28 protein-coding genes are annotated in these 24,682 nt (G+C 72.2%); 19 read left to right on the plus strand and 9 right to left on the minus strand.

Going from position 1 to position 24,682, the window contains the following annotated elements:
• Positions 1-64: 64 nt before the first annotated feature.
• Positions 65-748 carry a winged helix-turn-helix domain-containing protein gene (locus J3P30_RS06855; RefSeq protein WP_210480187.1) on the minus strand — a complete coding sequence of 228 codons (684 nt, stop codon included), beginning with the start codon at positions 746-748 and terminating at the stop codon, positions 65-67.
• A 316-nt stretch (positions 749-1,064) separates the two neighbouring features.
• Positions 1,065-1,700 carry a uracil phosphoribosyltransferase gene (gene upp, locus J3P30_RS06860; protein WP_210480188.1) on the minus strand — a complete coding sequence of 212 codons (636 nt, stop codon included), beginning with the start codon at positions 1,698-1,700 and terminating at the stop codon, positions 1,065-1,067.
• Positions 1,701-1,767: 67 nt separating this feature from the next.
• Between upp and J3P30_RS06865 the strand changes: the two genes are divergently transcribed.
• Positions 1,768-2,202: a nucleoside deaminase gene (locus J3P30_RS06865; RefSeq protein ID WP_210481902.1), complete on the plus strand. Its 435-nt coding sequence runs from the start codon at positions 1,768-1,770 to the stop codon at positions 2,200-2,202.
• Positions 2,203-2,283: 81 nt separating this feature from the next.
• Here J3P30_RS06865 and J3P30_RS06870 read toward each other — a convergent pair whose 3' ends face one another.
• Positions 2,284-2,580, minus strand: coding sequence for a hypothetical protein (locus tag J3P30_RS06870; RefSeq protein ID WP_210480189.1), 297 nt, complete (start codon positions 2,578-2,580; stop codon positions 2,284-2,286).
• Positions 2,581-2,617: 37 nt separating this feature from the next.
• On the opposite strand from J3P30_RS06870, the gene proC reads away from it, so the two are divergent.
• The gene (proC, locus tag J3P30_RS06875; protein ID WP_210480190.1) at positions 2,618-3,469 is read left to right on the plus strand and encodes a pyrroline-5-carboxylate reductase; all 852 of its coding nucleotides are present in this window, start codon (positions 2,618-2,620) and stop codon (positions 3,467-3,469) included.
• A gap of 143 nt (positions 3,470-3,612) precedes the next feature.
• Complete coding sequence (locus tag J3P30_RS06880) at positions 3,613-4,995, plus strand: HNH endonuclease signature motif containing protein (RefSeq protein ID WP_210480191.1); 1,383 nt, start codon at positions 3,613-3,615, stop codon at positions 4,993-4,995.
• A gap of 169 nt (positions 4,996-5,164) precedes the next feature.
• Here the strand turns inward: J3P30_RS06880 and J3P30_RS06885 are convergent, their stop codons facing one another.
• A complete protein-coding gene (locus J3P30_RS06885) occupies positions 5,165-5,833 on the minus strand; it encodes a TrkA family potassium uptake protein (protein ID WP_210480192.1) in 669 nt (222 codons plus the stop codon).
• Positions 5,826-7,238, minus strand: a complete 1,413-nt coding sequence (locus J3P30_RS06890) for a TrkH family potassium uptake protein (RefSeq protein ID WP_210480193.1) — start codon at positions 7,236-7,238, stop codon at positions 5,826-5,828. Before J3P30_RS06890 ends, J3P30_RS06885 begins: the two co-directional genes overlap by 8 nt.
• Before the next feature lie 61 nt (positions 7,239-7,299).
• Between J3P30_RS06890 and J3P30_RS06895 the strand changes: the two genes are divergently transcribed.
• The 4 genes from J3P30_RS06895 (at position 7,300) to J3P30_RS06910 (ending at position 8,609) form a co-directional block, all read left to right on the plus strand.
• Entirely contained in the window at positions 7,300-7,764 is a 465-nt protein-coding gene (locus J3P30_RS06895; protein WP_210480194.1) for a helix-turn-helix transcriptional regulator, read from the plus strand.
• A gap of 72 nt (positions 7,765-7,836) precedes the next feature.
• Positions 7,837-8,025: a helix-turn-helix domain-containing protein gene (locus J3P30_RS06900; RefSeq protein WP_210480195.1), complete on the plus strand. Its 189-nt coding sequence runs from the start codon at positions 7,837-7,839 to the stop codon at positions 8,023-8,025.
• A gap of 104 nt (positions 8,026-8,129) precedes the next feature.
• The gene (locus J3P30_RS06905) at positions 8,130-8,228 is read left to right on the plus strand and encodes a 30S ribosomal protein bS22 (protein ID WP_003792170.1); all 99 of its coding nucleotides are present in this window, start codon (positions 8,130-8,132) and stop codon (positions 8,226-8,228) included.
• Positions 8,229-8,348: 120 nt separating this feature from the next.
• On the plus strand, positions 8,349-8,609 hold the full coding sequence (locus J3P30_RS06910) for a glutaredoxin family protein (protein WP_210480196.1): 261 nt from the start codon (positions 8,349-8,351) through the stop codon (positions 8,607-8,609).
• Positions 8,610-8,686: 77 nt separating this feature from the next.
• On the opposite strand, the gene aspS is transcribed toward J3P30_RS06910, so the two are convergent.
• A complete protein-coding gene (aspS, locus tag J3P30_RS06915; RefSeq protein ID WP_210480197.1) occupies positions 8,687-9,997 on the minus strand; it encodes an aspartate--tRNA(Asn) ligase in 1,311 nt (436 codons plus the stop codon).
• 92 nt (positions 9,998-10,089) lie between these two features.
• Between aspS and J3P30_RS06920 the strand changes: the two genes are divergently transcribed.
• From J3P30_RS06920 to ccsB, 5 genes are read left to right on the plus strand one after another with little or no spacing between them, the layout of a single operon-like run.
• Positions 10,090-10,728 (plus strand): histidine phosphatase family protein, encoded by a 639-nt coding sequence (locus J3P30_RS06920; RefSeq protein WP_210480198.1) that lies wholly within the window; start codon positions 10,090-10,092, stop codon positions 10,726-10,728.
• Positions 10,725-11,315 carry a TlpA disulfide reductase family protein gene (locus J3P30_RS06925; RefSeq protein ID WP_210480199.1) on the plus strand — a complete coding sequence of 197 codons (591 nt, stop codon included), beginning with the start codon at positions 10,725-10,727 and terminating at the stop codon, positions 11,313-11,315. Before J3P30_RS06920 ends, J3P30_RS06925 begins: the two co-directional genes overlap by 4 nt.
• Before the next feature lies 1 nt (position 11,316).
• Positions 11,317-12,066: a cytochrome c biogenesis CcdA family protein gene (locus J3P30_RS06930; RefSeq protein WP_210480200.1), complete on the plus strand. Its 750-nt coding sequence runs from the start codon at positions 11,317-11,319 to the stop codon at positions 12,064-12,066.
• Positions 12,050-13,663, plus strand: a complete 1,614-nt coding sequence (locus tag J3P30_RS06935; protein WP_210480201.1) for a cytochrome c biogenesis protein ResB — start codon at positions 12,050-12,052, stop codon at positions 13,661-13,663. Before J3P30_RS06930 ends, J3P30_RS06935 begins: the two co-directional genes overlap by 17 nt.
• Before the next feature lie 9 nt (positions 13,664-13,672).
• Complete coding sequence (ccsB, locus tag J3P30_RS06940) at positions 13,673-14,656, plus strand: c-type cytochrome biogenesis protein CcsB (RefSeq protein ID WP_307807429.1); 984 nt, start codon at positions 13,673-13,675, stop codon at positions 14,654-14,656.
• Between the two features lie 80 nt (positions 14,657-14,736).
• Here ccsB and J3P30_RS06945 read toward each other — a convergent pair whose 3' ends face one another.
• Positions 14,737-15,723 carry an o-succinylbenzoate synthase gene (locus J3P30_RS06945; RefSeq protein ID WP_210480202.1) on the minus strand — a complete coding sequence of 329 codons (987 nt, stop codon included), beginning with the start codon at positions 15,721-15,723 and terminating at the stop codon, positions 14,737-14,739.
• A gap of 33 nt (positions 15,724-15,756) precedes the next feature.
• Here J3P30_RS06945 and J3P30_RS06950 point away from each other — a divergent pair, with 33 nt between their 5' ends.
• The 3 genes from J3P30_RS06950 to J3P30_RS06960 all read left to right on the plus strand — a co-directional run bounded on the left by J3P30_RS06950 (position 15,757) and on the right by J3P30_RS06960 (position 18,985).
• Positions 15,757-16,638, plus strand: a complete 882-nt coding sequence (locus tag J3P30_RS06950) for a 1,4-dihydroxy-2-naphthoyl-CoA synthase (protein ID WP_210480203.1) — start codon at positions 15,757-15,759, stop codon at positions 16,636-16,638.
• 13 nt (positions 16,639-16,651) lie between these two features.
• Positions 16,652-17,791, plus strand: a complete 1,140-nt coding sequence (locus J3P30_RS06955) for an AMP-binding protein (RefSeq protein ID WP_210480204.1) — start codon at positions 16,652-16,654, stop codon at positions 17,789-17,791.
• A 189-nt stretch (positions 17,792-17,980) separates the two neighbouring features.
• The gene (locus J3P30_RS06960; protein ID WP_210480205.1) at positions 17,981-18,985 is read left to right on the plus strand and encodes a 1,4-dihydroxy-2-naphthoate polyprenyltransferase; all 1,005 of its coding nucleotides are present in this window, start codon (positions 17,981-17,983) and stop codon (positions 18,983-18,985) included.
• Positions 18,986-19,019: 34 nt separating this feature from the next.
• Here J3P30_RS06960 and J3P30_RS06965 read toward each other — a convergent pair whose 3' ends face one another.
• Positions 19,020-19,304: a DUF4229 domain-containing protein gene (locus J3P30_RS06965; protein WP_210480206.1), complete on the minus strand. Its 285-nt coding sequence runs from the start codon at positions 19,302-19,304 to the stop codon at positions 19,020-19,022.
• Between the two features lie 52 nt (positions 19,305-19,356).
• Between J3P30_RS06965 and J3P30_RS06970 the strand changes: the two genes are divergently transcribed.
• Positions 19,357-19,749: a PLD nuclease N-terminal domain-containing protein gene (locus tag J3P30_RS06970; RefSeq protein ID WP_210480207.1), complete on the plus strand. Its 393-nt coding sequence runs from the start codon at positions 19,357-19,359 to the stop codon at positions 19,747-19,749.
• Positions 19,742-21,391: a 2-succinyl-5-enolpyruvyl-6-hydroxy-3-cyclohexene-1-carboxylic-acid synthase gene (gene menD / locus J3P30_RS06975; protein ID WP_210480208.1), complete on the plus strand. Its 1,650-nt coding sequence runs from the start codon at positions 19,742-19,744 to the stop codon at positions 21,389-21,391. Before J3P30_RS06970 ends, menD begins: the two co-directional genes overlap by 8 nt.
• Before the next feature lie 178 nt (positions 21,392-21,569).
• On the opposite strand, the gene J3P30_RS06980 is transcribed toward menD, so the two are convergent.
• A complete protein-coding gene (locus J3P30_RS06980; protein WP_307807430.1) occupies positions 21,570-22,805 on the minus strand; it encodes an isochorismate synthase in 1,236 nt (411 codons plus the stop codon).
• An 85-nt stretch (positions 22,806-22,890) separates the two neighbouring features.
• On the opposite strand from J3P30_RS06980, the gene ubiE reads away from it, so the two are divergent.
• On the plus strand, positions 22,891-23,607 hold the full coding sequence (ubiE, locus tag J3P30_RS06985) for a bifunctional demethylmenaquinone methyltransferase/2-methoxy-6-polyprenyl-1,4-benzoquinol methylase UbiE (RefSeq protein ID WP_210480209.1): 717 nt from the start codon (positions 22,891-22,893) through the stop codon (positions 23,605-23,607).
• Complete coding sequence (locus tag J3P30_RS06990) at positions 23,604-24,662, plus strand: polyprenyl synthetase family protein (protein ID WP_210480210.1); 1,059 nt, start codon at positions 23,604-23,606, stop codon at positions 24,660-24,662. Before ubiE ends, J3P30_RS06990 begins: the two co-directional genes overlap by 4 nt.
• Positions 24,663-24,682 lie beyond the last annotated feature (20 nt).

Genomic DNA, 24,682 nt, shown 5'->3' on the forward strand with positions numbered 1-24,682 from the left:
TAACGGTCGCCAGTCCCCCGCCTGTCCTTTTTCCTGGGAGTTCGCTCGGTTCCGCCGCGCCGGATCAGAAGTCGGGGCTGGGACCGCGGTGCGTGTGCCGGACGACGACGTCGGCGTGGCGGTCGAACCGGTAGCCGGTGCCGCGGACGGTGCGGACGATGTCCTGGTAGTCGCCGAGCTTCGAGCGGAGGCGACGGACGTGCACGTCGATCGTGCGCTCGTTCGGCGCATCGGCGTCCGGCGCAGGCCAGAGAGCGGAGATGATCTCCGCGCGCGCGACGGTGCGTCCCTCGCGGAGCACGAGGTACTGCAGGAGCTCGAACTCCTTGTACGTGAGGGGCGCCGTCTGCTCGTTGAGCAGGACGCGCTTGCGCGAGAGGTCGATCACGACGCCCTCGACCACGTCGGGGGAGGGCTCCTCGACGTCGCGCTGCCGCGCGAGGGCGGCGGGATCCTGCAGAGCGAGGCGCACGACGTCGACGTCGCGGCCCCCGACACCGCGCGGAGCGAGGGCGACGGCGGCGTGCGTCTGGGCGCCGGGGACGAGGTCGGAGGTCAGGCGGCGGAGCGCCTCGACGAGCGTGACGAGGTCGGTTCCGGCGGCGGCGGCCTTCGCCTCGTCGACGCCGACGTAGAGGACGAAGCCGCGGGCCTCGGTGCCTTCGGGAACGGCGCGGAGCTTGGCCGAGGAGGTGGCGGGCGAGGCGGAGCGGACGGTGGGAGCCGGTGCGACAGCTGCGATCGACATGGGAGGAAAGCCTTCGATGATGAGTTCCGGCGGTTCGCCGGGGAGTCGTGCTGGATTCGGGGACTCCTGAGCGGAGATCCGGGAGGGGTCGCCCTCGGAGACGGCGTCGAAGGACGTCACTGAGGAGGGCGTGGGAACGGGCTGAGCGGGAGAGTCGTCAGCGGCACATTCGACAGCACATCGCGCGGCCGGCCATCATCATGCCGGCGTTCCCCAGGGCCTCGAAGGAGGTCGGGATGCGCGAGTTGTCAGACATGGCGTCGATCCTGAAGCACCGTGCGGGCGAGTGTCAAGTCGCGCAGCCGGGATGTCGGCGTCAGGAGGCGGTGCCGTAGAGCCGGTCCCCGGCGTCGCCCAACCCGGGGACGATGTAGCCCACCTCGTTGAGGCGCTCGTCGAGCGCGCCCAGCACGATCGTGAGATCGCGGCCCTGGGTGGCCTCCTCCACGGCACGGAGTCCCTCGGGAGCGGCGATCAGGCAGACGGCCGTCACGTCCTGGGCGCCGCGGTCGAAGAGGTAGTCGATCGCCGCGAGGAGGGACCCGCCGGTCGCGAGCATCGGGTCCAGGATGAAGCACTGGCGCCCGCCGAGGTCGTCCGGCAGCCGCTCGGCGTAGATGGTGGGCTGAAGGGTCTCCTCGTCGCGGACCATGCCGAGGAACCCGACCTCGGCGCTCGGCATCAGCTTGACCATGCCCTCCAGCATCCCGAGGCCCGCGCGCAGGATCGGGACCACGAGCGGCTTCGGATTGCTGATCGCGAGGCCGGTGGTCGTGGCGACGGGCGTCTCGATCCGGATGGGCTCGACGCGGACGTGGCGGGTCGCCTCGTAGGCGAGGAGGGTCACGAGCTCCTCGGCGAGTGCCCGGAACGTCGGCGAGGGAGTGTTCTTGTCGCGGAGCACCGTGAGCTTGTGCGTGACGAGAGGGTGGTCGGCGACGTGCACTCGCATAGGGTCAATCTAGCCCGGGCGGGTTCGGGCCCGGCGAGGAGGGTCGGTGCGGGCGTACGAGGAGTGGATGCGCCTCGCCCTCGAGGAGGCGCACGTCGCGCTCACGACCGATGATGTCCCGGTCGGCTGCGTCGTGGTCGATGCCGCCGGAACCGTCGTCGGGCGCGGCCGGAACCGACGGGAGGCGGACGGGGATCCGCTCGCCCACGCCGAGCTCGTCGCGCTCCGTGACGCCGCCGCCGCCCGCGGGGAGTGGAACCTCGAGGACTGCACCCTCGTGGTCACCCTCGAGCCCTGCGTCATGTGCGCGGGGGCGGTGCTGCAGTCTCGACTCGGGCGGCTCGTGTACGGGGCGTGGGACGACAAGGCGGGCGCGGTCGGGTCCGTCTACGACGTGATCCGCGACCGGCGGCTGCCGCACCGGGTGGAGGTCGTCGCCGGGGTGGCGGCGGAGGAGAGCGCCGCGCTGCTTCGGGAGTTCTTCCGGAAGCGGCGCGACTAGTCCGCCTAGGCGCTCCGTCGGCCGGTGGTCAGCGATCGCGCGTGACGCCAGGCGGACCCGGGTGATGCCAGGGCGGGAGACTCAGTCGAGGGCGCGGATGACGATCGTCTCGGTGGGCGTGCCCGAGTCGGCCGCGATGTCGGGTTCGACGAAGACCGCACGAACCCGGCTGTCGGTGGTCTTCACCTTGTGCTCGACGTCGGCGATGGCGAGGACGACGTCCGGAAGCCGCAGAGAGGGCGAGAGGCCGACCCGCGTGACGACGACGATCCCCTCGTCGCCACGGTCGAGGGCGTGCAGGGCGGAGACTCCGCGGACCTGGGGCACCTCGAGGATGGCTCGCTCGATCTCGGACAGCTCCTCGGACACCTTCGACATGCAGACCTCCCGGTTTCCGGATGGCTGCGATTCTAGGATGGGCAGCGTGTCGGACGCCGCCGGAATCGCACTGCCCACCATCGCGATCCTCGGGGCAGGATCCATGGGCGGCGCCATCCTGCAGGGCCTCCGGCAGCCGGGAGTCACGGTCGAGGGCGGCATCCGCGTGACGAATCGTCACGCCGATCCCTCGAGGCACTCCGGCGTGACCTCCTATGCCCTCGAGGAGGACGAGACGGCGAACCGCCGCGCCGTCGAGGGCGCCGGGGTCGTGCTCCTCGGCGTGAAGCCGGTCGGGATCGCTGCGCTGCTCGAGGACATCGCGCCGGCGCTCGCCGAGGGGACCCTCGTGATCAGCCTCGCGGCAGGTGTGACGCTCGCCGCCATGGAGACGCGGCTCCCTGCCGGCACCCCCGTCGTCCGCGCGATGCCGAACACCCCCGCCACGGTCGGCCTCGCGGTCACGGGGATCAGCGCGGGCAGCGCGGCCGGTCCCGACCACCTGGCGCTGGCCCGTGCGCTGTTCGAGACCGTCGGCGACGTCCTCGAGGTGCCCGAGGAGCGGATCGACGCCCTCAGCACGATCTCCGGCTCCGGGCCGGCGTACGTCTTCTTCCTGATCGAGCAGCTGCAGGCGGCCGCGCGGTCCCGGGGCTTCGACGAGGAGGAGGCTCGGCTTCTGGTGCAGGGGACGTTCCGGGGCGCGGTCGAGCTGCTGCGCACGACGGACCTGCCTCCCGAGGAGCTGCGCCGGCGGGTGACGAGCCCGAACGGGACCACCGAGCGTGCGATCGCCGTCCTCGAGCGCGCGCGGCTCGACGAGGTGTTCGACGAGGCGACGGCCGCAGCGCTGGCTCGCGCGAGGGAGATAGCGCGCGAGCTCGCCTGACGGCGGGCGTGGTGCTCGCGAGGCGGTGATCGGCTCCGCACGGAGAAGCGTCGCAATCCACTTCAACCAGTAGTTGAGGGTTGCTGTGGAAAACCGTTCCCGGTGAGGTCGGAGTGTCGGTGGTGGCGGGCAGAATCAGGCGCGTGGAAAGGCCCACCGACACTCTCGCGGCGCAGGCGGCCGCGCTCGCTCAGCGGGTGGCGGAGCTGGCCTGGGCCGGGGAGGCGGCGTCGCTGGCGGAGGTGGCCGACGGGCTCACCGACGCGGCGCTGATCGAGTGCCTGGAACGGGTCGGGAGCCTTTCGAACCTGGTCGATGCGATCGGCAGCCGGCTGGCCGGAGTGTTCACGGCCCGCTCCGCCCGCGACGGGGAGGAGCCGCTGGCGAAGCGGCTGGGCAGCCGGTCCGCGCCGCTCGCGGTCGCCGCGGTCGCGCACGTGTCCACCGGCACCGCGACCGGCTGGTGCCAGATCGGCGACCAGCTTCGGCTCCGCCGCTCGCTCACCGGGGAGCTGCTGCCCGAGCCGCACCCCGTCACCGCCGCCGCCCTGGAGACCGGGTCGATCGGCGCCGACGCCGCCTCGCTCATCCTGGACACCCTCGGCACCGTCGCCGACCAGGCCGACCCGGAGCGGCTGACCGCGTGGGAGGAGTTCCTGGTCGGTGAGGCCCTCACCGAATCCAGCACCGGGCTGCGGCAGGCCTGCCGCGCACTGATCGCGCACGCCGACCCCGACGGCATCCAACCTCGCGAGGAGGAACTGCGCGCCAAAGCCGGCGTGAGGATCCTCACCCGCCGCGACGGCATCACCCGCTACCTCATCGACGCCGACCCGGAAAGCGACGGCTGGCTGCGCACCGCCCTCGATGCCCGCACCGCACCCCGCCGCGAGGTCCGCTCCACCGACCAGGACGTCCCCTCAGACACTGCCCTCGAAGACTCCCGCACCCTCGGCCAGAAGCGGCTCGACGCCCTCGTCGGCATCGCCCGCGACTCACTCACGCACGACCCCGGCGAGGTCTCCGGCACCGCCGTGACCATGCTGGTCACCATCACCCACGACGCGCTCGTCACCGGCATCGGCGCCGCCACCATCGACGGCATCGACCAGCCCATCTCCGCCGCGACCGCCCGCCGGCTGGCGTGCCACGCCAGGATCCTCCCGGTCGTGCTCGGCGGGGACTCCCAGCCCCTGGACCTCGGCCAGAGCCGCCGCCTGTTCAGCCAAGCCCAGCGCTACGCCATGACCATCCGCGACCGCGGCTGCATCTGGCCCGGCTGCCACGAACCACCCGGCCGCTGCGAAGCCGCCCACCTCACCGCCTGGCACCAGAGCCCCGGCCTGCCGCACGGACCCACCGACCTGAGCAACGGCGTCCTGCTCTGCCGCTTCCACCACCGACGACTCGACAACGACGGCTGGACCATCCGATTCATCGACCGGACCCCGCACCTGATCCCACCACCCTGGGTCGACCCCACCGGCACCCCACGACCAGCCGGACGCCACACCCTCGCCGCCTGACGCGTACCGCGCCGCGGCTACCGCTGCAGAGCGCGCGCCACCGGCCGCACTCTTGCTCCGCTGAAGCTTCTCCGCCATCGGCGCTTGCTCCGCCGTCAGTGGCTGCTCCGCATTCCGGCGCTGCTTCCGCCGACCTGCGCTACCTCCAGGGGGAGCTCCGCCCGACGTGTCAGACCAGGGCCGCGAAGCGCTCGATGTCGCCCGTCGTGCCCGACACGATGACGAGGTCGTGCGTCGAGACGACGGTGTCGGCCGTCGCGTACGTGAACGGCTTTCCCGGCGACTTCACGCCCACAACGGTGACGTGGTGCTTCTTCCGGACCTGGGACTGACCGAGCGGCATGTCCCGGATCGGCTTCGGCGGGTGCATCTTCACGATCGCGAAGTCGTCGTCGAACTGGATGTAGTCGAGCATCCGGCCCGAGACGAGGTGGGCGGTGCGCTCTCCCGCCTCCGCCTCCGGGTAGATGACGTGATTCGCGCCGATGCGCTCGAGGATCGTGCCGTGCGAGCGGGAGATCGCCTTCGCCCAGATCTGCGGAATCCCGAGGTCGACGAGGTTGGCGGTGATCAGCACGCTCGCCTCGACGGAGGAGCCGACGGCGACGACGGCGACCTGGAAGTCGCGCGCCCCGAGCTGCTGCAGCGCCTCGATGCTGCGCGCATCCGCTTGGACCGCGTGCGTCACCCGCTCCGCCCACTTCTGCACGAGGCCCGCGTCCTCGTCGACCGCGAGCACCTCGCGGTCCAGACGGTCGAGCTGACCGGCGGTGGCGGCGCCGAAGCGTCCCAGCCCGATCACCAGGACGGGCGCATTGTGCGGGATGCGATCAACCAACGATCGGCCTCTCCTCGGCTCGATTGAACAGCTGCTGCCGCTGGCTCGCGGCGAGGGCCGCAGCGAGCGTAACCGTTCCGATCCGGCCCATGAACATCGTGGCACTCATGACGTACTTGCCCGGATCGTCGAGGGTCGCCGTGAAGCCGGTGCTGAGCCCGACGGTGGCGAACGCGGAGATCACGTCGAAGAGCACGAAGTCGAGCCCGGCGTCCGAGAGCTGCAGCAGGATGATCGAGGCGACCGCCACGGTCGTCGCGCCCCACAGCACGACACTGACGGCGAGCCGCAGCACGTCGCCCGGGATCTTCCGCTCGAAGACGCCCATCGACGCGTTCCCCCGAGCCTCGGCGAATGCGGCGATGAAGAGGACCGCGAGCGTCGTCACCTTGATGCCGCCGGCGGTCGAGGCGGATCCGCCGCCGACGAACATCAGCATGTCGGTCACGAGCAGACTCGACTCGCGGAGATGACTGAGGTCGAACGTCGAGAACCCGCCGGACCTCGTCATGACGGACAGGAACAGCGACTCGAACGCGATCTCGGGCAACGGCTGATCGCCGTACGAGTCCGCGTTGCCCCACTCGAGCACCATGTACGCGAGAGCGCCCGCGAACATCAGGAACACCATCGCCACGAGCGTGAGCTTGACGTGGACCGACCAGCGGTGGGGGCGACGCAGATTGTGCGAGAGCGCGTAGATGACCGGGAAGCCGATGGCGCCCAGGAACACCGCCACCATCATCCAGGACAGGAACCAGATGTCGTCCACGAAGGGGTCGAAGCCGACATTGGGCAGCACGAAGCCCGTGTTCGTGAAGGCGGAGGTCGAGAACGCGATCGCGTCGCCCGCTGCGATGACGGGATCCACTCCCTTGAGCAGGATGCTGGGGTAGAGCAGGATCGCGATGGCCAGCTCGATGACGATCATGCTGACCGCGACGGTCAGCAGCAGGCCGCCGACCTCCGCGAGACCGGAGCTCGATGACCCGCGGCGCATCGCCATCGGGTTGACGTCGCCCGCCACGAGGAGCCGCTGACGCAGGCTCAGCCGCCGCGACACGATCAGGCCCATCACCGAGGCCATGGTCAGGACGCCGACGGCGCCCAGCTGCGTGCCGATCACGATGACCACCTGACCGAGGACCGACCAGTGGGTCGCCATGTCGACCGTCGCCAGGCCGGTCACGCAGATGGTGGAGGTTGCCGTGAACAGGGAGTCCGCGAGGCCCGTGATGGTGCCGTCGGCCGACATCACCGGCAGGGACAGGAGGAACGTGAACAGGGCGATCATCCCGATGAACAGCGCGATCGCGAACCGGGCGGGCGTGACCGAGACGAAATGGGACAGCACACCGGCTGCCCGCTCCGCCAGGTTGCGGCCGCGCGTGAGCCCGTTGCTCATGCTTTCTCCTTTATCCCCATGGGGGATGGGGCTTTCTCCTCCAGAGCCCTACCCTTGCAGAATGGCGGACATCTTCGACGTCGTGGCCGACCCAACACGGCGCGATCTGCTGCAGATCCTGCTGCAGCGATACGCCGAGGGAGCCGGTGCTCCTCACGGCGGAGAGTCCAGCGTGGGGGAGCTCGTCCAGCGTCTGGGCCTCAGCCAGCCGACCGTCTCCAAGCATCTGAAGGTCCTCCGGGACAGCGCACTCGTGACGGTGCGCGACCAGGGCCAGCACCGCTTCTACAAGCTCGACCTCGCACCGCTCAAGGCGCTCGAGGACTGGCTCGTGCCCTTCCTCACCGCGGACCTGCCGCAGGAGGACGTGGCGCTGCTCGAGCCCACACCCGTCCTCGTGCTGCCGGAGCGACTCCGCAGCGTCGCCCGGACGCTGGGCGCGGCGGGAGCGACGGCGGTGTACTCGGCGCAGCGCGTGGTCCGGCCGCGGCAGCGGTCGCGGGGCGTCCTCGGTCCGGTGCCCTGACCCTCCTTTACACGCGTTCTCCGCCGCACGTAAGGTGACTCCACCCTCTGCACCCTTCTCCTGGAGAGCCCGATGTCGCTCGCGGACGCCCGTTTCCTCACCGTCGCCGAAGTCGCCGACATGATGAGCGTGTCCCGCATGACGGTGTACCGACTCGTGCACTCGGGCGACCTCCCCGCGATCCGCTTCGGCCGCTCCTTCCGAGTGCCCGAGTGGGCCGTCGAGGAGGCGCTCCGCAACCTCGTCTCCGAGGCGTCCTGACGCGGGGGCCGGCGTCCGCCGGCCGTTCGGTACACTGGGTCGTCACGTTTTCCCGGTTCTGCAGTGGAACCCGGGCTCTCCGTTCGTTCCAGTGAGGTGGACCCATGGGCTCAGTCATCAAGAAGCGCCGCAAGCGCATGGCGAAGAAGAAGCACCGCAAGCTGCTTCGCAAGACCCGTCACCAGCGCCGCAACAAGAAGTAGTCGCGGCCCCGATCCTGGTGCGCCGTTCCCTTTGCGGGGCCGGCGACCGGATCCTTCGCAACGCCGGCTCCCTCTCGGGGCCGGCGTTCGTTCTTTTGTGGTGCCCGCTACGCTGACGCGGTGGCGACGGTGATCGTGACCCTGCTGGGCAAGCCCGGCTGCCATCTCTGCGACGACGCCCGCACCGTCGTTGAGGACGTGGTGGCCGGGTTCCCCGCCGGATCCGTCGAGTTCGAGGAGCGCAGCATCCTCGACGACGCCGACCTCCTCGAGCGCTACGCGGACGACATCCCGGTCGTGCTCGTCGCGGGCCGCGTGCACACGTACTGGCGGGTCGACCCCGACCGACTGCGCCGCACGGTCGCCGACGCGCTCGCCTGACGCATCCCGGGCCGATCCGGAGGATCCGGGCCGGAACGCCGGCCCGGAGACGCCGAACCGGCCCCGGTTGCGCCGAGCTAGGGCTTCAGCCGGTTCGGCCCGCGGAAGAGGTAGGTGACCTCGCGGATGCTCGGCAGGCCGAGCAGCAGCATGATCACCCGGCTGAGACCCATACCGAACCCGCCGTGTGGCGGGACGCCGTACCTGAAGAAGTCGAGGTACGAGCCGAGCTCCTCGACGTCGAGGCCCATGTCGCGCGCCTGCGCCTCGAGCACGTCGATGCGGTGCTCGCGCTGCGCGCCCGTCGAGATCTCGACGCCGTTGAAGATCAGGTCGTAGCTGTTCGTCAGTCCCTGATCGTCCGCGTGACGCATGTGGTAGAAGGGCCGGATGCTCGACGCGTAGTCCGTGAGGAAGACGAACTCGTGCCCGTACGTCTCCTTGACGTACGCCGCGATGCGGCGCTCGCCCTCCGGGTCCATGTCCTCGTCCGCGCGCGGGACGACGTATCCGCGGTCCGCGACGATCTGCTTCGCCTCCGCGAGCGGGATGCGCGGGAACGGCAGCGCCGGCACGGTCACCGAGACGCCGAACGCCTTCTCGATCTCGTCGCCGTGCCGGTCCTTGACAGCGGTGAGGGCGGCGACGAGGAGCTCCTCGTGCATCCGCATGACGTCCTCGTGGCTGTCGACCCAGCTGATCTCGGCGTCGATGCTCACGAACTCGGTCGCGTGCCGCGAGGTGAATGAGGGGTCGGCGCGGAACGCGGGGCCGATCTCGAAGATCTTGCCGAAGCCCGCCGATTGGGCCATCTGCTTGAAGTGCTGCGGGCTCTGAGCGAGGTATGCCGTGGTCTCGAAGTACGGCACCTGGAAGAGCTCTGCGCGCGACTCGCTCGGGCTCGCCATGAGCTTCGGCGTGTGGATCTCGATGAAGCCGCGCTCCACCCAGTACGTGCGCAGGGCGTGCTCGAACGTCGTCTGGATCCGGAAGATCAGGTTGTGCTCCGGACGCCGCAGGTCGAGCCAGCGCCAGTCGAGCCGCTTGTCGATGCTCGTGTCCTCAGCGATCGGGCTCTCCGGCAGGGAGGCGCCGGTGACCTCGAGGGCGCCGATCCGCACCTCGATGCCGCCGAGCTTCACGCGCTCGTCGTGCTTGAGCTCGCCGTCGACCCGCACGAAGCTGCCGAGCGCCAGCCCGGAGATGATGCGCGAGGTGTCGTCGTCGCCCTCGGGGCGGGGCCGGACGAGCTGGACGGCGCCCGACTCGTCGCGGAGGACGAGGAACTGCACCTTCTTCTGATCCCGGACGGTCTCGACCCAGCCGGCGACGGTGACGGGGCCGTCCTCGAGGGCAGCGAGGTTCTGGACGAGGGTGCGCTCACTCACGGGCTCCAAGCCTAGGGGCTTCCGCGACGGGCGAACGGGCGGCGGGGATCGGCGCAGGATCGCCACAGGAGAGCCTCCGTAGACTTGACTGCGTGGTCGCCAGCGCTCTCCATCTCGTGCGCCACGGCGAGGTGGACAACCCGGGGCGGGTGCTCTACGGGCGCCTCCCCGGCTTCCGGCTCTCCACGCTCGGCAACCGCATGGCGGAGGCCGCGGCCGAAGCGCTGGCCGACCGTCCCGTCCGCCGGGTGATCGCATCCCCGCTGCAGCGGACCCAGGAGTCGGCGGCCCCGGTCGCCGCGGCCTTCGAGCTGCCGGTCGAGACCGACGAGCGGCTCATCGAGCCGTTCAACCGGTTCGAGGGCAAGCGCGTCTCCTTCGGCCCCAGCATGCTGGCGACGCCGGAGGCCTGGCCCTGGATGAGCAACCCGTTCCGACCCAGCTGGGGGGAGCCGTACGTCAGCATCGCGGCCCGGATGCTCGCCGCGATCAGCGACGCCTACTCCTCCGTCGACGACGGCGATGTGGTCCTCGTCTCGCACCAGCTGCCGATCTGGATGGTGCACCGCAGCCTCCGCGGCGAGCGGCTGTACCACGATCCGCGCCGCCGCCGCTGCGACCTCTCGAGCATCACGACCGTCGAGATGCGGGGTGCCCGCTTCGTCGAGACCCGCTACCTCAACCCCGCCGGGCCCCTTGCGCGCGCGGCCGTCGACGAGGGGGCCGTGTGAGGCGATTCCTCGCCGCGCTCGCGCTCGTCCTGGCGGCGGTCTCCCTGGCCGGCTGCGGCTCCGACCCGCTCGCGGAGCAGTACCGGGAGGGCAGCGGCAAGGAGTACATCGCGGGCGACGGCACCGTCGAGACCTACGCGGCCGGACAGCGGGAGGCGCCGCGCGCGTTCAGCGGCGAGACCGAGCAGGGCGGCTCCATCAGCTCGGCCGAGCTCGCGGGGACCGTCACCGTGCTCAACTTCTGGTACGCCTCCTGCCCGCCCTGCCGTGCGGAGGCGCCCGACCTGCAGGCGCTCGCGGAGCAGTTCGAGCCGGACGGTGTGCGGTTCGTCGGCGTGAACACGCGCGACGAGGCGGGGACCGCAAGCGCCTTCGCCGAGACCTTCGGCATCACGTACCCGTCGATCCTCGACTACCGGGACGCGGCGGTGCAGCTCGCCTTCAGCGAGGCGATCCCGCCGAACGCCGTCCCCACCACGCTCGTCCTCGATCACGAGGGCAGGATCGCCGCCCGGATCCTCGGCCAGGTCACCGAGCCCGGCATCCTCAAGGCGATCATCAGCGACACCGTCGCAGAGACGGCCTGACATGGGCAGCGTCGCCGACGCCGTCACCGGGCCCCTCGCGCTCGCGCTGCCGGTCGCCCTCCTCGCGGGGCTGGTGTCGTTCGCGTCGCCGTGCGTGCTCCCGCTCGTGCCCGGCTACCTCGCGTACATCGGCGGGTTCGCCGACGGCCGATCCACCGCGGCGGACCGGCGGGGCCGGCTGCGCCTGGCGTCCGGGGTCGGCCTGTTCATCCTCGGCTTCGCCGTCGTGTTCGTCGCCTTCGGGATCGCGTTCGGCGCCGCCGGGTTCTGGCTGGTGCAGTGGCGGGACCTGATCACGCGCATCGCGGGCGTCGTCGTCATCGCGCTCGGCATCGTGTTCGCCGGGCGGTTCGGCTGGTTCCAGCGCACGGTGCGCCCCCGCTGGCAGCCGGTCGCCGGCATTGCGGGGGCACCGCTGCTCGGCGCGATCTTCGCGATCGGCTGGACCCCGTGCATCGGTCCGACGCTCGCCGCCATCCTCGGCATCAGCCTCGACGGCGGGTCGCCGTGGCACGGAGCCGTGCTGGGCCTCGCCTACGCGCTCGGACTCGGCATCCCGTTCCTCCTCGTGGCGCTCGGCTTCGGCTGGGCCGCGCGCTCGATCGCGTTCCTCCGCCGGCACATCCGTGCCATCAACCTCGCGGGCGGCGTGCTGCTCGTCGCGATCGGCGTGCTCATGGTGACGGGGCTCTGGAACGCGTGGATGCTGCAGCTCGGGGCGGTGATCGGCGGCTATGTCACGGTCCTCTGACCTCGCCCGGCCGACCGACCACATCGAGCAGGAGGACGGCGCCGAGCCGGTCGGCGGTCCGCGGCTCGGTCCGATCGGATGGGTGCGGTTCGCCTGGCGTCAGCTGACGAGCATGCGGACGGCGCTGTTCCTCCTGCTGCTCCTCGCGATCGCCGCCGTGCCGGGATCCCTCGTCCCGCAGCGCAGCTCGGACCCCAACGGCGTCGTGCAGTACCGGGCCGACCACCCCGACCTGTACCCGATCGTGGACGCGCTGCAGGGGTTCGACGTCTACACCTCCGTCTGGTTCTCGTCGATCTACCTCCTGCTGTTCGTGTCGCTCATCGGGTGCGTGCTGCCGCGCACCCGCCAGCACTGGCAGGCGATGCGGAGCCGGCCGCCGCGCACCCCGGCCCGGCTGTCCCGCCTCGACGCCGCCGAGGAGCGCGTCGTCACGGGAGACGCCGACGACGCCCTCGGCCGGGCGGAGGCGCTGCTGCGGAAGCGCCGCTACCGCACCGAGCGCTACGGCGCCTCGATCTCCGCCGAGCGCGGCTACCTGCGGGAGACCGGGAACCTCGTCTTCCACGGCTCGCTCGTGGGCATCCTCGTCGCGGTCGCCGTGGGCGGGAGCCTCGGCTACAGCGGTCAGAAGATCGTCGTCGAGGGCGAGCCGTTCGTGAACTACGTCGGCGGCTACGACTCGTTCAACCGCGGGCGGCTCGTCCCGGACACCGCGCTCGACCCGTACCGGATCCGCCTCGACCGGCTCGACATCGTGTACGAGCGGGAGAACGAGAACGCCGTCGGGCAGCCGATCGACTACACCGCGCACGTCACGGTGCAGCAGCCGGACAGCGGATCCGCTGCCGACGCCGACATCAAGGTGAACGAGCCGCTCCAGATCGACGGCACCGACGTCTACCTGCTCGGCAACGGGTACGCGCCCCGCATCACGGTGCGGGACGCGGACGGGGACGTCGCCTTCTCGGGCGCCGTCCCGTTCCTGCCGCAGGACCAGCAGATGACGTCGGTCGGCGTCGCGAAGATCCCGGACGGCCTTCCCGAGCAGCTCGGCATGATCGGGTTCCTCTATCCGACGGTGGGTCAGCTGGAGTCCGGCGCGCTCGCCTCGGGCTTCCCGGATCTGCTGGATCCGGTCCTCTCCCTCAACGTGTACCGCGGTGACCTGGGCCTCGACACCGGTGTGCCGGTCTCGGTGTACACGCTCGACACCGACGACCTCACGCAGATCGCGGGACGCGGCACCGACGTGCCGGCGGTCGAGCTGCGGCCCGGCGAGACCCAGCAGCTGCCCGACGGACTCGGCAGCGTCACCTTCGACGGAGTCAGCCGGTTCGCCTCGCTCGAGATCCACCACGACCCCAGCCAGGGCTGGGTGCTCGCCTTCTCGATCCTCGTGCTCGCAGGTCTGCTCGCGTCCCTGTTCGTGCCGCGCCGGCGCATGTGGGTGAGGGTGCACGAGGAGCAGGACGGGCGCCTGCGCGTCGAGTACGCGGGCCTCGCCCGGGGCGACGATCCGGGCCTCGCCGCCGCCGTCCGGGAGCTCGCGGACGAGCATTCCGGCTCGGAACGGACTGTCGGTGGCACGACGTAGGCTGTCGCCGTGACTCAGACCCTCGACGAGTTCTCCGCCCTCCTGCTGTACCTGGCGATGGGTGTGTACGCGATCTCGTTCATCGCGTTCACCCTCGACCTGGCGCGCCGGTCGGCGGGGGCGGCCGTCGTGGCGGAGAGCGCGGCGGACCGCGTGGCCCGTGCGCGCGGGGCCGCTCGCGGGTCGGCTGCCGGGTCCGTCGCCACGCTCGACCCGCCCCGCGCGGACGCGCCGGCACGCCCGCGGGAGTCGCTGACCCTGCGGGTCGGCGTCACTCTCGCGATCCTCGGCTGGGTGCTCCACCTCGGGGCGACCGTGCTCCGCGGCGTCGCCGGCGCCCGGGTGCCCTGGGCGAACATGTACGAGTTCAGCATGACGGGGACCCTCATCATCATGGGCGTCTTCCTGCTGCTCCTCGCCCGGCGCGACCTCCGTTTCCTCGGCGCGATCATCACCGGGATGGTCGTCCTGATGCTCGGCGTCACGACGGTCGGATTCCGCGTCGACGTCGTCCCGCTGCCGCCGGCGCTGCAGTCGTACTGGCTCGTGATCCACGTGCTCGTCGCGATCCTCGCCACGGCCTTCTTCACGGTGGGCGCCGCGCTGTCGATCGTCCAGCTGGTGCGCGCTCGCCGTGAGAACGGTCCCGAGTCGGGGCTCCGGCTCCCGGTGGCGATCCCCGGCACGGTCACGCTCGAGAACTGGGCCTACCGCGTCAACATCGTCGGGTTCATCTTCTGGACGTTCACCCTCATCGCCGGAGCGATCTGGGCGGAGCACGCCTGGGGCCGGTACTGGGGCTGGGACACCAAGGAGGTCTGGACCTTCATCATCTGGGTCATCTACGCGGGCTACATCCACGCCCGCGCGACCCGGGGATGGCGCGGCTCCCGCTCGGCCTGGCTCGCGATCGTCGGCTACTCGGCCGTGCTGTTCAACTTCGGCATCGTCAACGTCTTCTTCAAGGGCCTGCACGCCTACAGCGGCCTCTGACCCCGCGTCGTAGAACCCTCGAAGTGCCACTTGGTGCTCCCATCCCGCGGGAATGAGAGCACCACGTGGCATTTCGGCGGCTACTGCGGAGGCTGCAGGAGGGCGTGGCAGCGGGTGATGCGGGCGCGCCACCACTCCGCGCGCTCGGGTGACGCGGCGTAGCGGTCGAGGAGCGCGGCGTCCGGCTCGACGCGGCGGACCCGGATGGCGCCGTCGCGGGGGAGCAGCGGGTCCTCGGTGACGTCGGCGGCGAGGAGGGACGCCGTCCCGAGGCCGCAGTCGTAGTCGAGGTCCGGCAGGGCGGCGGCGAGCCAGGCGCCCATCGCGAGACCCACCGACGTGTCGAGGGCGCTCGACACCACGGCGGGCAGACCGGCCTCCGCCGCGAGCTCGAGGGCCGGCCGCACCCCGCCGAGCGGCGCGGCCTTGAGCACGAGGATGCCCCCTGCCCCTGCGCGCACGGCCGTGAGGGGATCCGCGGACTTCCGGATCGCCTCGTCGAGCGCGATCGGGATGTCGAGCTCGCGCAGCCGCCGGTTCAGCTCGACGAGGTCGCCGACCGACTCGCACGGCTGCTCGAGGTACTCGAGGTCGAACCGCTCCAGGCGGTGCACCGCCCGCTCCGCCTCGTCGAGCGTCCACCGGCCGTTCGCGTCGAGCCGGATCCGGCCCTCGGGACCCAGAACCTCGCGCACGGCCCGGACGCGGGCGACGTCCTCATCCGCCGTCTGGCCCGGCTCGGCCACCTTGACCTTGGCGGTCCGGCAGCCGGGGAACGCGGCGAGGACCTCCGGGACCTCGCCGGGCGCGACGGCCGGCACCGTGGCGTTCACGCGCACCTCGGACCGCAGGAGCTCAGGCTGCTCCGTCCAGCCGAAGTCGAGCGCGGCGGCGAGCCAGCGCGCCGACTCCGCGTCCCCGTACTCCGGGAACGGCGAGAACTCCGCCCAGCCCTGCGGCCCGCGCACGAGCGCCGCCTCCCTGCGGGTGATGCCGCGGAACCGGCGCCGCATCGGCAGGTCCACCACCCGCAGGTCCGCGAGGACCTCCTCGAGCGGCACCGTCATGCGGCCATTCTGCCGCCGGAATAGAGTGGGCACATGGTGTCCGAGCTCTTCGACGAGCGGCAGTGGACGCCAGGGCCGGGTTCCGACGGCTTCTCCGACATCACCTACCACCTCGATACGAGCGGTCAGGTGGCGCGCGTCGCGTTCCACCGTCCCGAGGTGCGCAACGCCTTCCGGCCGCAGACGGTCGACGAGCTCTACCGCGCTCTCGACGACGCCCGGCAGAACCCGCGCGTCGGCGTCGTGCTGCTCACGGGCAACGGTCCGAGCCCCAAGGACGGCGGCTGGGCCTTCTCGTCCGGCGGCGACCAGCGGATCAGGGGCCGTGCCGGGTACGAGTACGGCGACGACCCCGCCCGCACCGGCCGCCTGCACATCCTCGAGGTGCAGCGGCTCATCCGGTTCATGCCGAAGGTCGTCATCGCGGTCGTCCCCGGCTGGGCGGCCGGGGGCGGCCACTCGCTGCACGTCGTCTGCGACCTCACGATCGCGAGCGCGGAGCACGCCCGCTTCAAGCAGACGGACGCCGATGTCGGCTCGTTCGACGCCGGCTACGGCAGCGCCTACTTCGCTCGCCAGGTCGGGCAGAAGTTCGCGCGCGAGGTCTTCTTCCTCGCCCGGGAGTACGACGCGCGGCGCGCGCTCGAGGCGGGCGCGATCAACGCCGTCGTGCCTCACGCCGAGCTCGAGGCCACCGCTCTCGACTGGGCCCGGGAGATCCTGACCAAGTCGCCGACGGCGATCCGCATGCTGAAGTTCGCCTTCAACGCGGTCGACGAGGGACTCGTCGGGCAGCAGGTGTTCGCCGGCGAGGCGACCCGGCTCGCGTACGGCACGGACGAGGCCGCCGAGGGGCGCGACGCCTTCCTCGAGAAGCGGCCGCCGGACTGGTCCGGCTTCCCCTGGCACTACTGAGGGAGCACGCGGCATGAGGGAGCTCGCCGTCCTGCCCGGCGGTCCCGCCGTCGTCCTTCCGACCCTTCGGGCGGCGCTGTCGGGCGACGGGCCCGCCGTCCTTCCCCTCGCGTCCGGCGCCCCGGCCGCCGGACTGCCCGCGCGGGTTCCCCGGCGCATCGCGGCCGTTCTCCAGACGTCGGGCACTGCCGGGCCTCCCAAGCGCGTCGCGCTGACCGCGAACGCCCTCCTCGCCTCCGCCGGGGCGACGGAGGCCGCTCTCGGCGGACCGGGGCGCTGGGTGCTCGCGCTGCCCGTGCACTACATCGCCGGATTCCAGGTGCTCGTCCGCGCGATCGCGGAAGGAGGCGACCCCGTCGTCCTGCCGCCGGGACACCTCGACCCCGGCTCCTTCGCCGACGCCGTGGAGTCGATCCCGGCCGCGGAGAGGGCCTACACCTCCCTCGTGCCCGCGCAGCTCGGCGACCTCCTCGCGGCACCGGAGCGCAGGGTTCGGGAGGCCCTCCGGCGGCTCGACGCCGTGCTCGTCGGGGGTCAGCGGCTGCCCGACCAGCTCCGCGAGGCGGCCCTCGATCACGGCATCGGGGTCATCCGCACCTACGGCTCCTCGGAGACGAGCGGCGGCTGCGTCTACGACGGCCTGCCCCTCGGTCCGGCCGAGGTCCGCATCCGGGACGGCGAGGTGCGCATCGCGGGACCCATGCTCGCGGAGGAATACCTCGGGGATCCGGAGCGGACGGCTGCGGCGTTCGTGCACGAGGACGGGCTCCGGTGGTTCCGGACCGGGGACGCCGGGGAGCTGCACGAGGGACGGCTGCGCGTGACCGGGCGCCTCGACGACGTCCTCGTCTCCGGCGGCGAGAAGGTCTCGGTCGGGCTGGTCGAGTCCGTCGTCCGTGAGCTCCCGGGGCTCCAGGACGCCGTCGTGGTCGCGGCTCCCCACGCCCGGTGGGGCGATGCCCCGGTCGTCGTGCTCCCGCACGCGGCCGACGAGACGGTGCTCGCCGCCGTCCGTGACGCGGTCGGCGCCCGCCTCGGCGCCGCCGCGCGCCCGGACCGCATCGAGACCGTCGACCCGCTCCCGACCCTGGCGACGGGCAAGCCCGACCGGATCGCCCTCGCGGCGCTCGTCGCCGCCCGCTCCCGCGCCTGACCCGCGTCCACCGGCGTCGGACGACACCCTCCCCTGGCCCTCAACAGGCGGAATCTTCCTCGACAGGCTGCGCGACGGCGTGTCGCCCTGTCCACGACGATTCCGCCTGTTGAGCGCGAGAAGGACCGGAGCCTGACGGACGGGTCCGGAGCAGGGTGACCGCGAGTCCCCGCGCCCTAGGATTTCCCGGTGGCACAGAGCAAGAAGCGTCCTCCCCAGCGCCGCCCGCAGCGCGGTCCCCGCCCTTCGGTGGGGGCAGTACCCGCCCGCGGCAGGACGACCGCCAGGCCGGGAGGAGCACGCCCGGCCCCGCCGCGGAAGGCGACGCTCGCGGACTGGATCGCCGCGTCGCGATGGCGCACGCTTCCTCTGTCGATCGCGCCGGTCGCGGCCGGCACCGGAGCGGCGTACGTCGCCGACGGCGGCGTCTTCCACGAGTACCGCATCCCGCTCTGCCTCGCGGTGGCGGTGTTCCTCCAGCTCGCTGTCAACTACGCCAACGACTACTCGGACGGCATCCGCGGCACGGACGACTTCCGGGTGGGGCCCGCACGGCTGACCGGCTCGGGCGCTGCGAAGCCGCGGCACGTGCTCATCGTCGCGCTCGTGTTCTTCGCGCTCGCGGCGATCGCGGGACTCGCGCTGGTGATCATGTCCCAGCAGTGGTGGCTGCTCCTCGTCGGCGCCGCCGCCATCGTCGCGGCCTGGTTCTACACCGGCGGCAAGCGCCCGTATGGCTACGCCGCCCTCGGCGAGGTCGCCGTCTTCCTGTTCTTCGGGCTCGTCGCGACCGTCGGCACCACCTTCGTGCAGACGGGCGACGTGAACACGGAGTCCTGGCTCTCCGGGATCGGCATCGGATTCCTGGCGTGCGCGGCGCTGCTTGCGAACAACATCCGCGACATCGACCAGGACCGCGCGGCGGGCAAGCGCACCCTCAGCGTCCTGATCGGTCCGGTCGCCTCGCGGGTCCTCTACTGCGTGCTGCTGGTGCTCGCGTTCGCGATCCTCGCCTTCTTCGCGATCTTCTACCCGTTCGCGTACCTCGTGTTCTTCGGGCTCCTGATCGCGATCCCGGCGGGACTCATCGTCGCGACCGGGCGCACAGCCCGGGAGTTCGTCCTCGCCCTGGTGCTGACGAGCGCGCTCACCCTGGTCTACGGCGTCGGGCTCGCGGCCGCGTTCATCCTCTGATCGGCACGGCGTCCTCTGAGCGGGACCGCGGCGATCAGCTGCGGAAGTCCGGGGTGTCGAGCGCGGCGTCCTCGGACTCGCCGTCGGTGTCCCGGGAGGGAGTGCTCCGCCGGTCGTGCAGCTGCCGCGACAGTCGGGACCTCGGACCGGCGAGGAAGATGACCGACAGGCAGAAGGCGATGACGGCCGCGACGATGGTCGAGACCCACGGCGGCGCGGGCATCACGAGCAGCAGGACGACGAGCACGACGGCGAACAGGCCCACCCGTGCGAGGGTGAACCACAGCCAGGTCAGCCCCGCGCCCCGCCGTTCGTCCACCCGGCAAGTGTAGGCACGGTGGGCGTTCAGCCCGCTCGTCTATGGTTGTCGCATGGCCCGGTTCTGGGTGATCGCAGCGGTGGTCGCCGCCGCGTTCATGATCTACTCGCTCGTCGACTGCGCCATGACCGACCGCTCCCGCATCCGCGGCCCCCGCAAGGGCGTCTGGCTCCTGATCATCCTTCTGCCGGTGCTCGGCGGGCTCCTCTGGTTCCTCGTTGGGCGCGGTCGCGCCTCCGGCCGACCGACCCGCACCGTCGCCCCGGACGACGATCCCGCGTTCCTCCGGCGCCTCGCTCAGGACAAGGACCAGGAGGAGCGGATCCGCCGCCTCGAGCAGGAGCTCGCCGACCTGGACGGGGACGGGCCGCCGCCGCAGGAGCGGCTTCCCGAGCGGGACAAGGACAGCGACGGGGGCGACAAGCCCGACCGGCGCGATGCCTGAGGCGGGCAACCCCGCGAGCACCTTCGCCACGGCGCTGCTGACGCGCCTGGTGGCAGGCGGTGTCCGCCACCTCGTCCTCGCGCCCGGGTCCCGCTCGCAGGCGCTCGCGCTCGCGGCCGCCCGGCTCGAGCAGGACGGCGCCGTCCGCCTGCACGTGCGCATCGACGAGCGGGATGCCGGCTTCCTCGCCCTCGGCATCGCGCTCGAGACGCGGCGCCCCGTGCCGATCATCGTGACCTCCGGCACCGCGGTCGCGAACCTCCATCCCGCGATGCTGGAGGCGTGGCACTCCGGGGTGCCGCTCGTGGCGCTCACGGCGGACCGCCCGGAGGAGCTGCGCGGCGTCGGGGCGAACCAGGCGACGCGGCAGCCGGGCATCTTCGGGCCCGCCGCGGTGTGGTCGGCGGATGTCGACGCGCCGTCGCCGGGCGAGGACAACTCCCGAGCGGTCGCGCTCGCGGATCAGGTCCTGTCCGCGTCGGCGGCCGGGCCCGTGCACGTCAACCTCGCGTTCCGCGATCCGCTCTCCGGTGCCGCGGGCGACGTCCCGGCGCCGGACCGGAGCGCCGCCGAGGAGCGGACTCCGACCGCGACCCCGATCGAGCTCCGGCCCCGGGCGGTGGTCGTGGCGGGCACGGGAGCGGGACCGGAGGCGGCCGACTTCGCGCGCGCCGCCGGCCTCCCCCTCGTGGCCGAGGTGACAAGCGGGGCGCGCTTCGGTCCGAACCTCGTCCCGGCCTACCGCACCGTGCTCGCCGATCCGGAGCTCGGCGGCGCCGTCGAGCAGCTGGTCGTCTTCGGGCGCCCGAACCTCAGCCGCGAGGTGCCCGCTCTCGCCGCCCGTGTGCCCACCGTCACCGTCCGGACCCCTGGTGCGGAGCAGTTCGACCCGGGTCGCCGCGCCAAGATCGTCGACGCCGTGGCCCTCCCCGAGGAGCCCTTCGACCCGCAGTGGCTGCGGGCATGGATCGTCGCGGGCCGGCGGGCGCAGATCCCCGAGGACGACGTGCCCTACCTCGGCGACCCCTTCTCCGAGTCGCCCACGGCGGCCGGACGGGTGGCGCGTGCCGTGATGGCCGCGCTGCGGGCGCCGGTCACGCGGCAGTCGCTCGTGGAGGCCGTCTGGCGGGCGACGTGGCCGCACGACCGCCTCGTCCTCGGCGCCTCCCGCCTCATCCGCGACGCCGACCGGCACGTCCCCGGCAAGCGCATCCGCGTCCACTCGAACCGCGGGCTCTCCGGGATCGACGGGACCGTCGCCACCGCGCTCGGCGTCGCCGCGGGAGCGGCGGACGACCCGCGATCGGCCGCGGGGACGACGCGCGTGCTGCTCGGCGACCTCGCGTTCCTGCACGACGTCGGCGGACTCCTCCTGCCGCCCGGCGAGCCGCGCCCGCGTGTGCAGCTCATCGTGGGCAACGACGGCGGCGGCACGATCTTCGACGGGCTCGAGGTCGCGTCGGACGCCGACCCTGCGGCGTTCGACCGCGTCCTGTACACCCCGCACACGGTCGAGCTCGCGCCGCTCGCGGCCGCCTACGGCTGGGAGCACCAGCGCGTCTCCTCCCGCGGCGACCTGGACAAGGCGCTCACCGCGCCTCCGCGGGGGCCGTCGCTCCTCGAGGTGCCCCTGCCTCGCTGACCGCGGCGTGTCCTCCCGACGGTTCGGCGCCTCGCACATACCGTGACGGCGAAGGGGGCTGCGATGGCGACGGATGATCTTCTCGGTTTCACGATCCTGATCGTGTCGGGCGGTGCGATGGTCGTCGGCCTCGTCCGCCAGTTCGCGCCCCAGGTGCGCCGCCGCCGCGACTAGCGGATCAGCGGAACGCGTCCATTACGGGCTTCAGCTTGAGCGTGGTCTCGACGAGCTCGCGCTCCGCGTCGGATCCGCCCACCACGCCGGCGCCCGCATAGGCCGTCACGGTCCCGTCCTGGTCCACCTGAGCGCAGCGCAGGGCCACCGCCCACTCCCCGTCGCCCGCGGCGTCGACCCAGCCGACCGGTCCGGCGTAGCGGCCCCGGTCGAACGGCTCCAGCTCGGCGATGAGCTCGAGCGCGTCCGCCGTGGGGAAGCCGGCCACGGCGGCCGTGGGATGCAGCGCCTCCACGACCTGCAGCGTGCCGACCGACGGGGCGAGCACCCCGGTCACGTCGCTCGCGAGGTGCCACACGTTGGGCAGCATCAGCGGGAACGGCGCCGGGCTCGCGCTCAGCTCACCCGCGTACGGCGCGAGGGCGGAGAGCACGCTCACCACCGCGAAGTCGTGCTCGTCGAGGTCCTTCGCCGATACGAGGAGCGCGTTGGCCCGTGCGGCATCGGATGCGGGATCGAGGCCGCGCGCCGTGCTGCCGGCGAGCACGCGGGCTCCGAGCCGCCTGCCCCGCGCGCGCACCAGCGTCTCCGGGCTCGCTCCCAGAAGGCCGTCCACCGCGAAGGTCCAGCACTCCGGGTAGCCGGCGGCGAGCCGGACGAGCGCCGTTCGCAGATCGGATCCCTCGGGGACGCTGCCCACCATGTCGCGAGCGACGACGACCTTGCCGAGGGCGCCGTCCTCGATGCGTCGCAGCCCCTCGCGGACGGCCGCGACGTATCCCTCCGGTGTCAGTCGGCCGGGGGAGAAGCGGATGCGGTAGTCGGCGGCCGGGACGGGGTGGAGCTCGGGCGCCGGTCCTTCCTGCCCGTCGAGGGAGATGCGCGTCAGCCAGCCGGTGCCGCCACGGCGACCCACGATCAGGCGCGGCACGACGACGGTGCTGGTGCGGTCCGAGCCGTCGGCGAAGGCGAGCGTCCCGAAGGCGACGAGGCCGGTCCCGGGAACCCGCACGTCGTCCGCGATCTCCGCTCGGGCGACCAGTTCCGTCCACGCCGCGCGCGCTCTTCCGAACCGATCAGGTCCGCGGAAGGTGAGGCGGACCGCCTCGCCGAGGCCGACGAGGCCGTCCCCGCCGCGCATCCAGACCAGCGGATGCCGAGGATCGGCGTAGGGCAGGAGGGCCTCGGCCGCGAACTCCTCCGTCGTCACCGACAGGGTCGGCGGGGGCGCGGAGGGCACCGCCTCAGCCTAGCCGGGCGGTTCGCGGGCCCCTGACGGCGGCCGCTCAGGAAGGGACGGGGGCGCCGCGCCCTACAATTGAGCCGTGAACCAGGCCGACCTTCGGAAGAGGGGAGCGGACGTGGCAGCGATGTTCGACAAGGTCTCGGCGCGCTACGACCGCACCAACACCGTCCTCTCCGTCGGCAACGACATGATCTGGCGGGCCGCCACCGTGCGCGCCGTCCGTCCCCGGCGCGGTGAGCGCATCCTCGACCTCGCGGCCGGGACCGGCACCTCGAGCGCCGCCCTCGCCCGATCCGGGGCCCACGTGGTCGCGGCCGACTTCTCGGACGGGATGCTCGAGGTCGGCCGCCGCCGGCACGCCGGCACTCGCACCATCGAGTTCGTGCACGCGGACGCGCAGCAGCTGCCGTTCCGCGACGGGGAGTTCGACGCGGTGACCATGTCGTTCGGCCTCCGCAACGTCGAGGACCCGAAGAAGGCGCTCGCCGAGCTCTTCCGTGTGACCAAGCCGGGTGGGCGGATCGTGATCTGCGAGTTCTCGACCCCGCCGAACGGGCTCCTGCGGCGGGGGTACGCGCTCTACCTCAAGCGCGTGCTGCCCGTGGTCTCCCGCGTCACCAGCTCGGACGCGCCCGCCTACGACTACCTGGGCGACTCGATCCTCGACTGGCCGGACCAGCGCACCCTGAGCCAGTGGATTCGGGACGCGGGGTTCGTTGACGTGGGATACCGGAACCTCACGGCCGGCGTGGTCGCGATCCACCGCGGCCGCAAGCCGGCCGGGGCGTCCCGGTGACCCGGGCGGTTCCGGTGACGCGGCGGAGCAAGGCGCTCTCCCAAATCGGCCTGACCGAGCGGATCTTCACCAGCGCGGAGGACCGGGCGACCGCTGCGGCGATCGACGCCGGGCTGACCGAGGTCGAGGAGGGGATCCTCCGCGAGGTCGCCTTCACGGACGTCGTCGCGAACGTGACCTCGCGCTACCTCCTGTCCGCGGGCGGCAAGCGGGTGCGCCCGATGCTGACGCTCCTCACGGCGCAGCTCGGCGACGGCATCGTCCCCGACGTCCTCACCGCCGCCCAGGCGGTCGAGATCACGCACCTCGCCTCGCTGTACCACGACGACGTGATGGACGACGCCGAGCAGCGGCGGGGCGTGCCGACCGCGCAGGCGGTGTGGGGCAACTCGGTCGCGATCCTGACCGGCGACCTGCTCTTCGCCCGCGCGAGCAAGCTCGTCGCAGTGCTCGGTGAGCGCGCCATCCGGCTGCAGGCGGGCACCTTCGAGCGTCTCGTGCTCGGGCAGCTGCACGAGGCGGTCGGCCCGCAGCCCGACGAGGACCCCGTCGAGCACTACCTCGGCGTCCTCGCTGACAAGACGGGCTCGCTGATCGCCGCCGCGGCGCAGCTCGGCGTGTTCTTCTCGAACGCTCCGCGGGAGTACGAGGAGCCCGTCATGCTGTTCGGCGAGAGGATCGGTGTCGCCTTCCAGCTCGTCGACGACGTGCTCGACCTCTCGCCGCGGGCCGAGGAGACCGGCAAGGTCGCCGGCACCGACCTCCGCGCGGGCGTTCCCACGCTCCCGCTCCTGTACCTGCGCCGCCAGGCGAGGACGGACACCGACGCCGCCGCGCTGCTGCAGCGGATCGAGGCGGACCTCGCCTCGCCCGACGGAGCCGACCTGCCGCGCGCCATCGAGGCGCTCCGCGAGCACGAGGTCACGTCGATCACCCTCGCGGAGTCGCACCGCTGGGCCGAGGAGGCCGTCGCGGCGCTGGCGCCGCTTCCGGACGGCACCGTGAAGAGGGCTCTGACTCGGTTCGCGGACGTGATGGTCGAGCGGACCAGCTGACGCGGATCCGCAGACGTGCT

It is taken from the genome of Naasia sp. SYSU D00948, from assembly GCF_017916515.1.
GTDB lineage: Bacteria > Actinomycetota > Actinomycetes > Actinomycetales > Microbacteriaceae > Naasia.

Excerpts from the sequence above, each read along its gene's own strand:
- J3P30_RS06855 (WP_210480187.1), bottom strand. The coding sequence starts at position 748 with ATGTCGATCGCAGCTGTCGCACCGGCTCCCACCGTCCGCTCCGCCTCG.
- upp (WP_210480188.1), bottom strand. The coding sequence starts at position 1,700 with ATGCGAGTGCACGTCGCCGACCACCCTCTCGTCACGCACAAGCTCACG.
- J3P30_RS06865 (WP_210481902.1), top strand. The coding sequence starts at position 1,768 with ATGCGCCTCGCCCTCGAGGAGGCGCACGTCGCGCTCACGACCGATGAT.
- J3P30_RS06870 (WP_210480189.1), bottom strand. The coding sequence starts at position 2,580 with ATGTCGAAGGTGTCCGAGGAGCTGTCCGAGATCGAGCGAGCCATCCTC.
- proC (WP_210480190.1), top strand. The coding sequence starts at position 2,618 with ATGGGCAGCGTGTCGGACGCCGCCGGAATCGCACTGCCCACCATCGCG.
- J3P30_RS06890 (WP_210480193.1), bottom strand. The coding sequence starts at position 7,238 with ATGAGCAACGGGCTCACGCGCGGCCGCAACCTGGCGGAGCGGGCAGCC.
- J3P30_RS06895 (WP_210480194.1), top strand. The coding sequence starts at position 7,300 with ATGGCGGACATCTTCGACGTCGTGGCCGACCCAACACGGCGCGATCTG.
- J3P30_RS06900 (WP_210480195.1), top strand. The coding sequence starts at position 7,837 with ATGTCGCTCGCGGACGCCCGTTTCCTCACCGTCGCCGAAGTCGCCGAC.
- J3P30_RS06905 (WP_003792170.1), top strand. The coding sequence starts at position 8,130 with ATGGGCTCAGTCATCAAGAAGCGCCGCAAGCGCATGGCGAAGAAGAAG.
- J3P30_RS06930 (WP_210480200.1), top strand. The coding sequence starts at position 11,317 with ATGGGCAGCGTCGCCGACGCCGTCACCGGGCCCCTCGCGCTCGCGCTG.
- J3P30_RS06935 (WP_210480201.1), top strand. The coding sequence starts at position 12,050 with ATGTCACGGTCCTCTGACCTCGCCCGGCCGACCGACCACATCGAGCAG.
- J3P30_RS06945 (WP_210480202.1), bottom strand. The coding sequence starts at position 15,723 with ATGACGGTGCCGCTCGAGGAGGTCCTCGCGGACCTGCGGGTGGTGGAC.
- J3P30_RS06950 (WP_210480203.1), top strand. The coding sequence starts at position 15,757 with ATGGTGTCCGAGCTCTTCGACGAGCGGCAGTGGACGCCAGGGCCGGGT.
- J3P30_RS06955 (WP_210480204.1), top strand. The coding sequence starts at position 16,652 with ATGAGGGAGCTCGCCGTCCTGCCCGGCGGTCCCGCCGTCGTCCTTCCG.
- J3P30_RS06970 (WP_210480207.1), top strand. The coding sequence starts at position 19,357 with ATGGCCCGGTTCTGGGTGATCGCAGCGGTGGTCGCCGCCGCGTTCATG.
- menD (WP_210480208.1), top strand. The coding sequence starts at position 19,742 with ATGCCTGAGGCGGGCAACCCCGCGAGCACCTTCGCCACGGCGCTGCTG.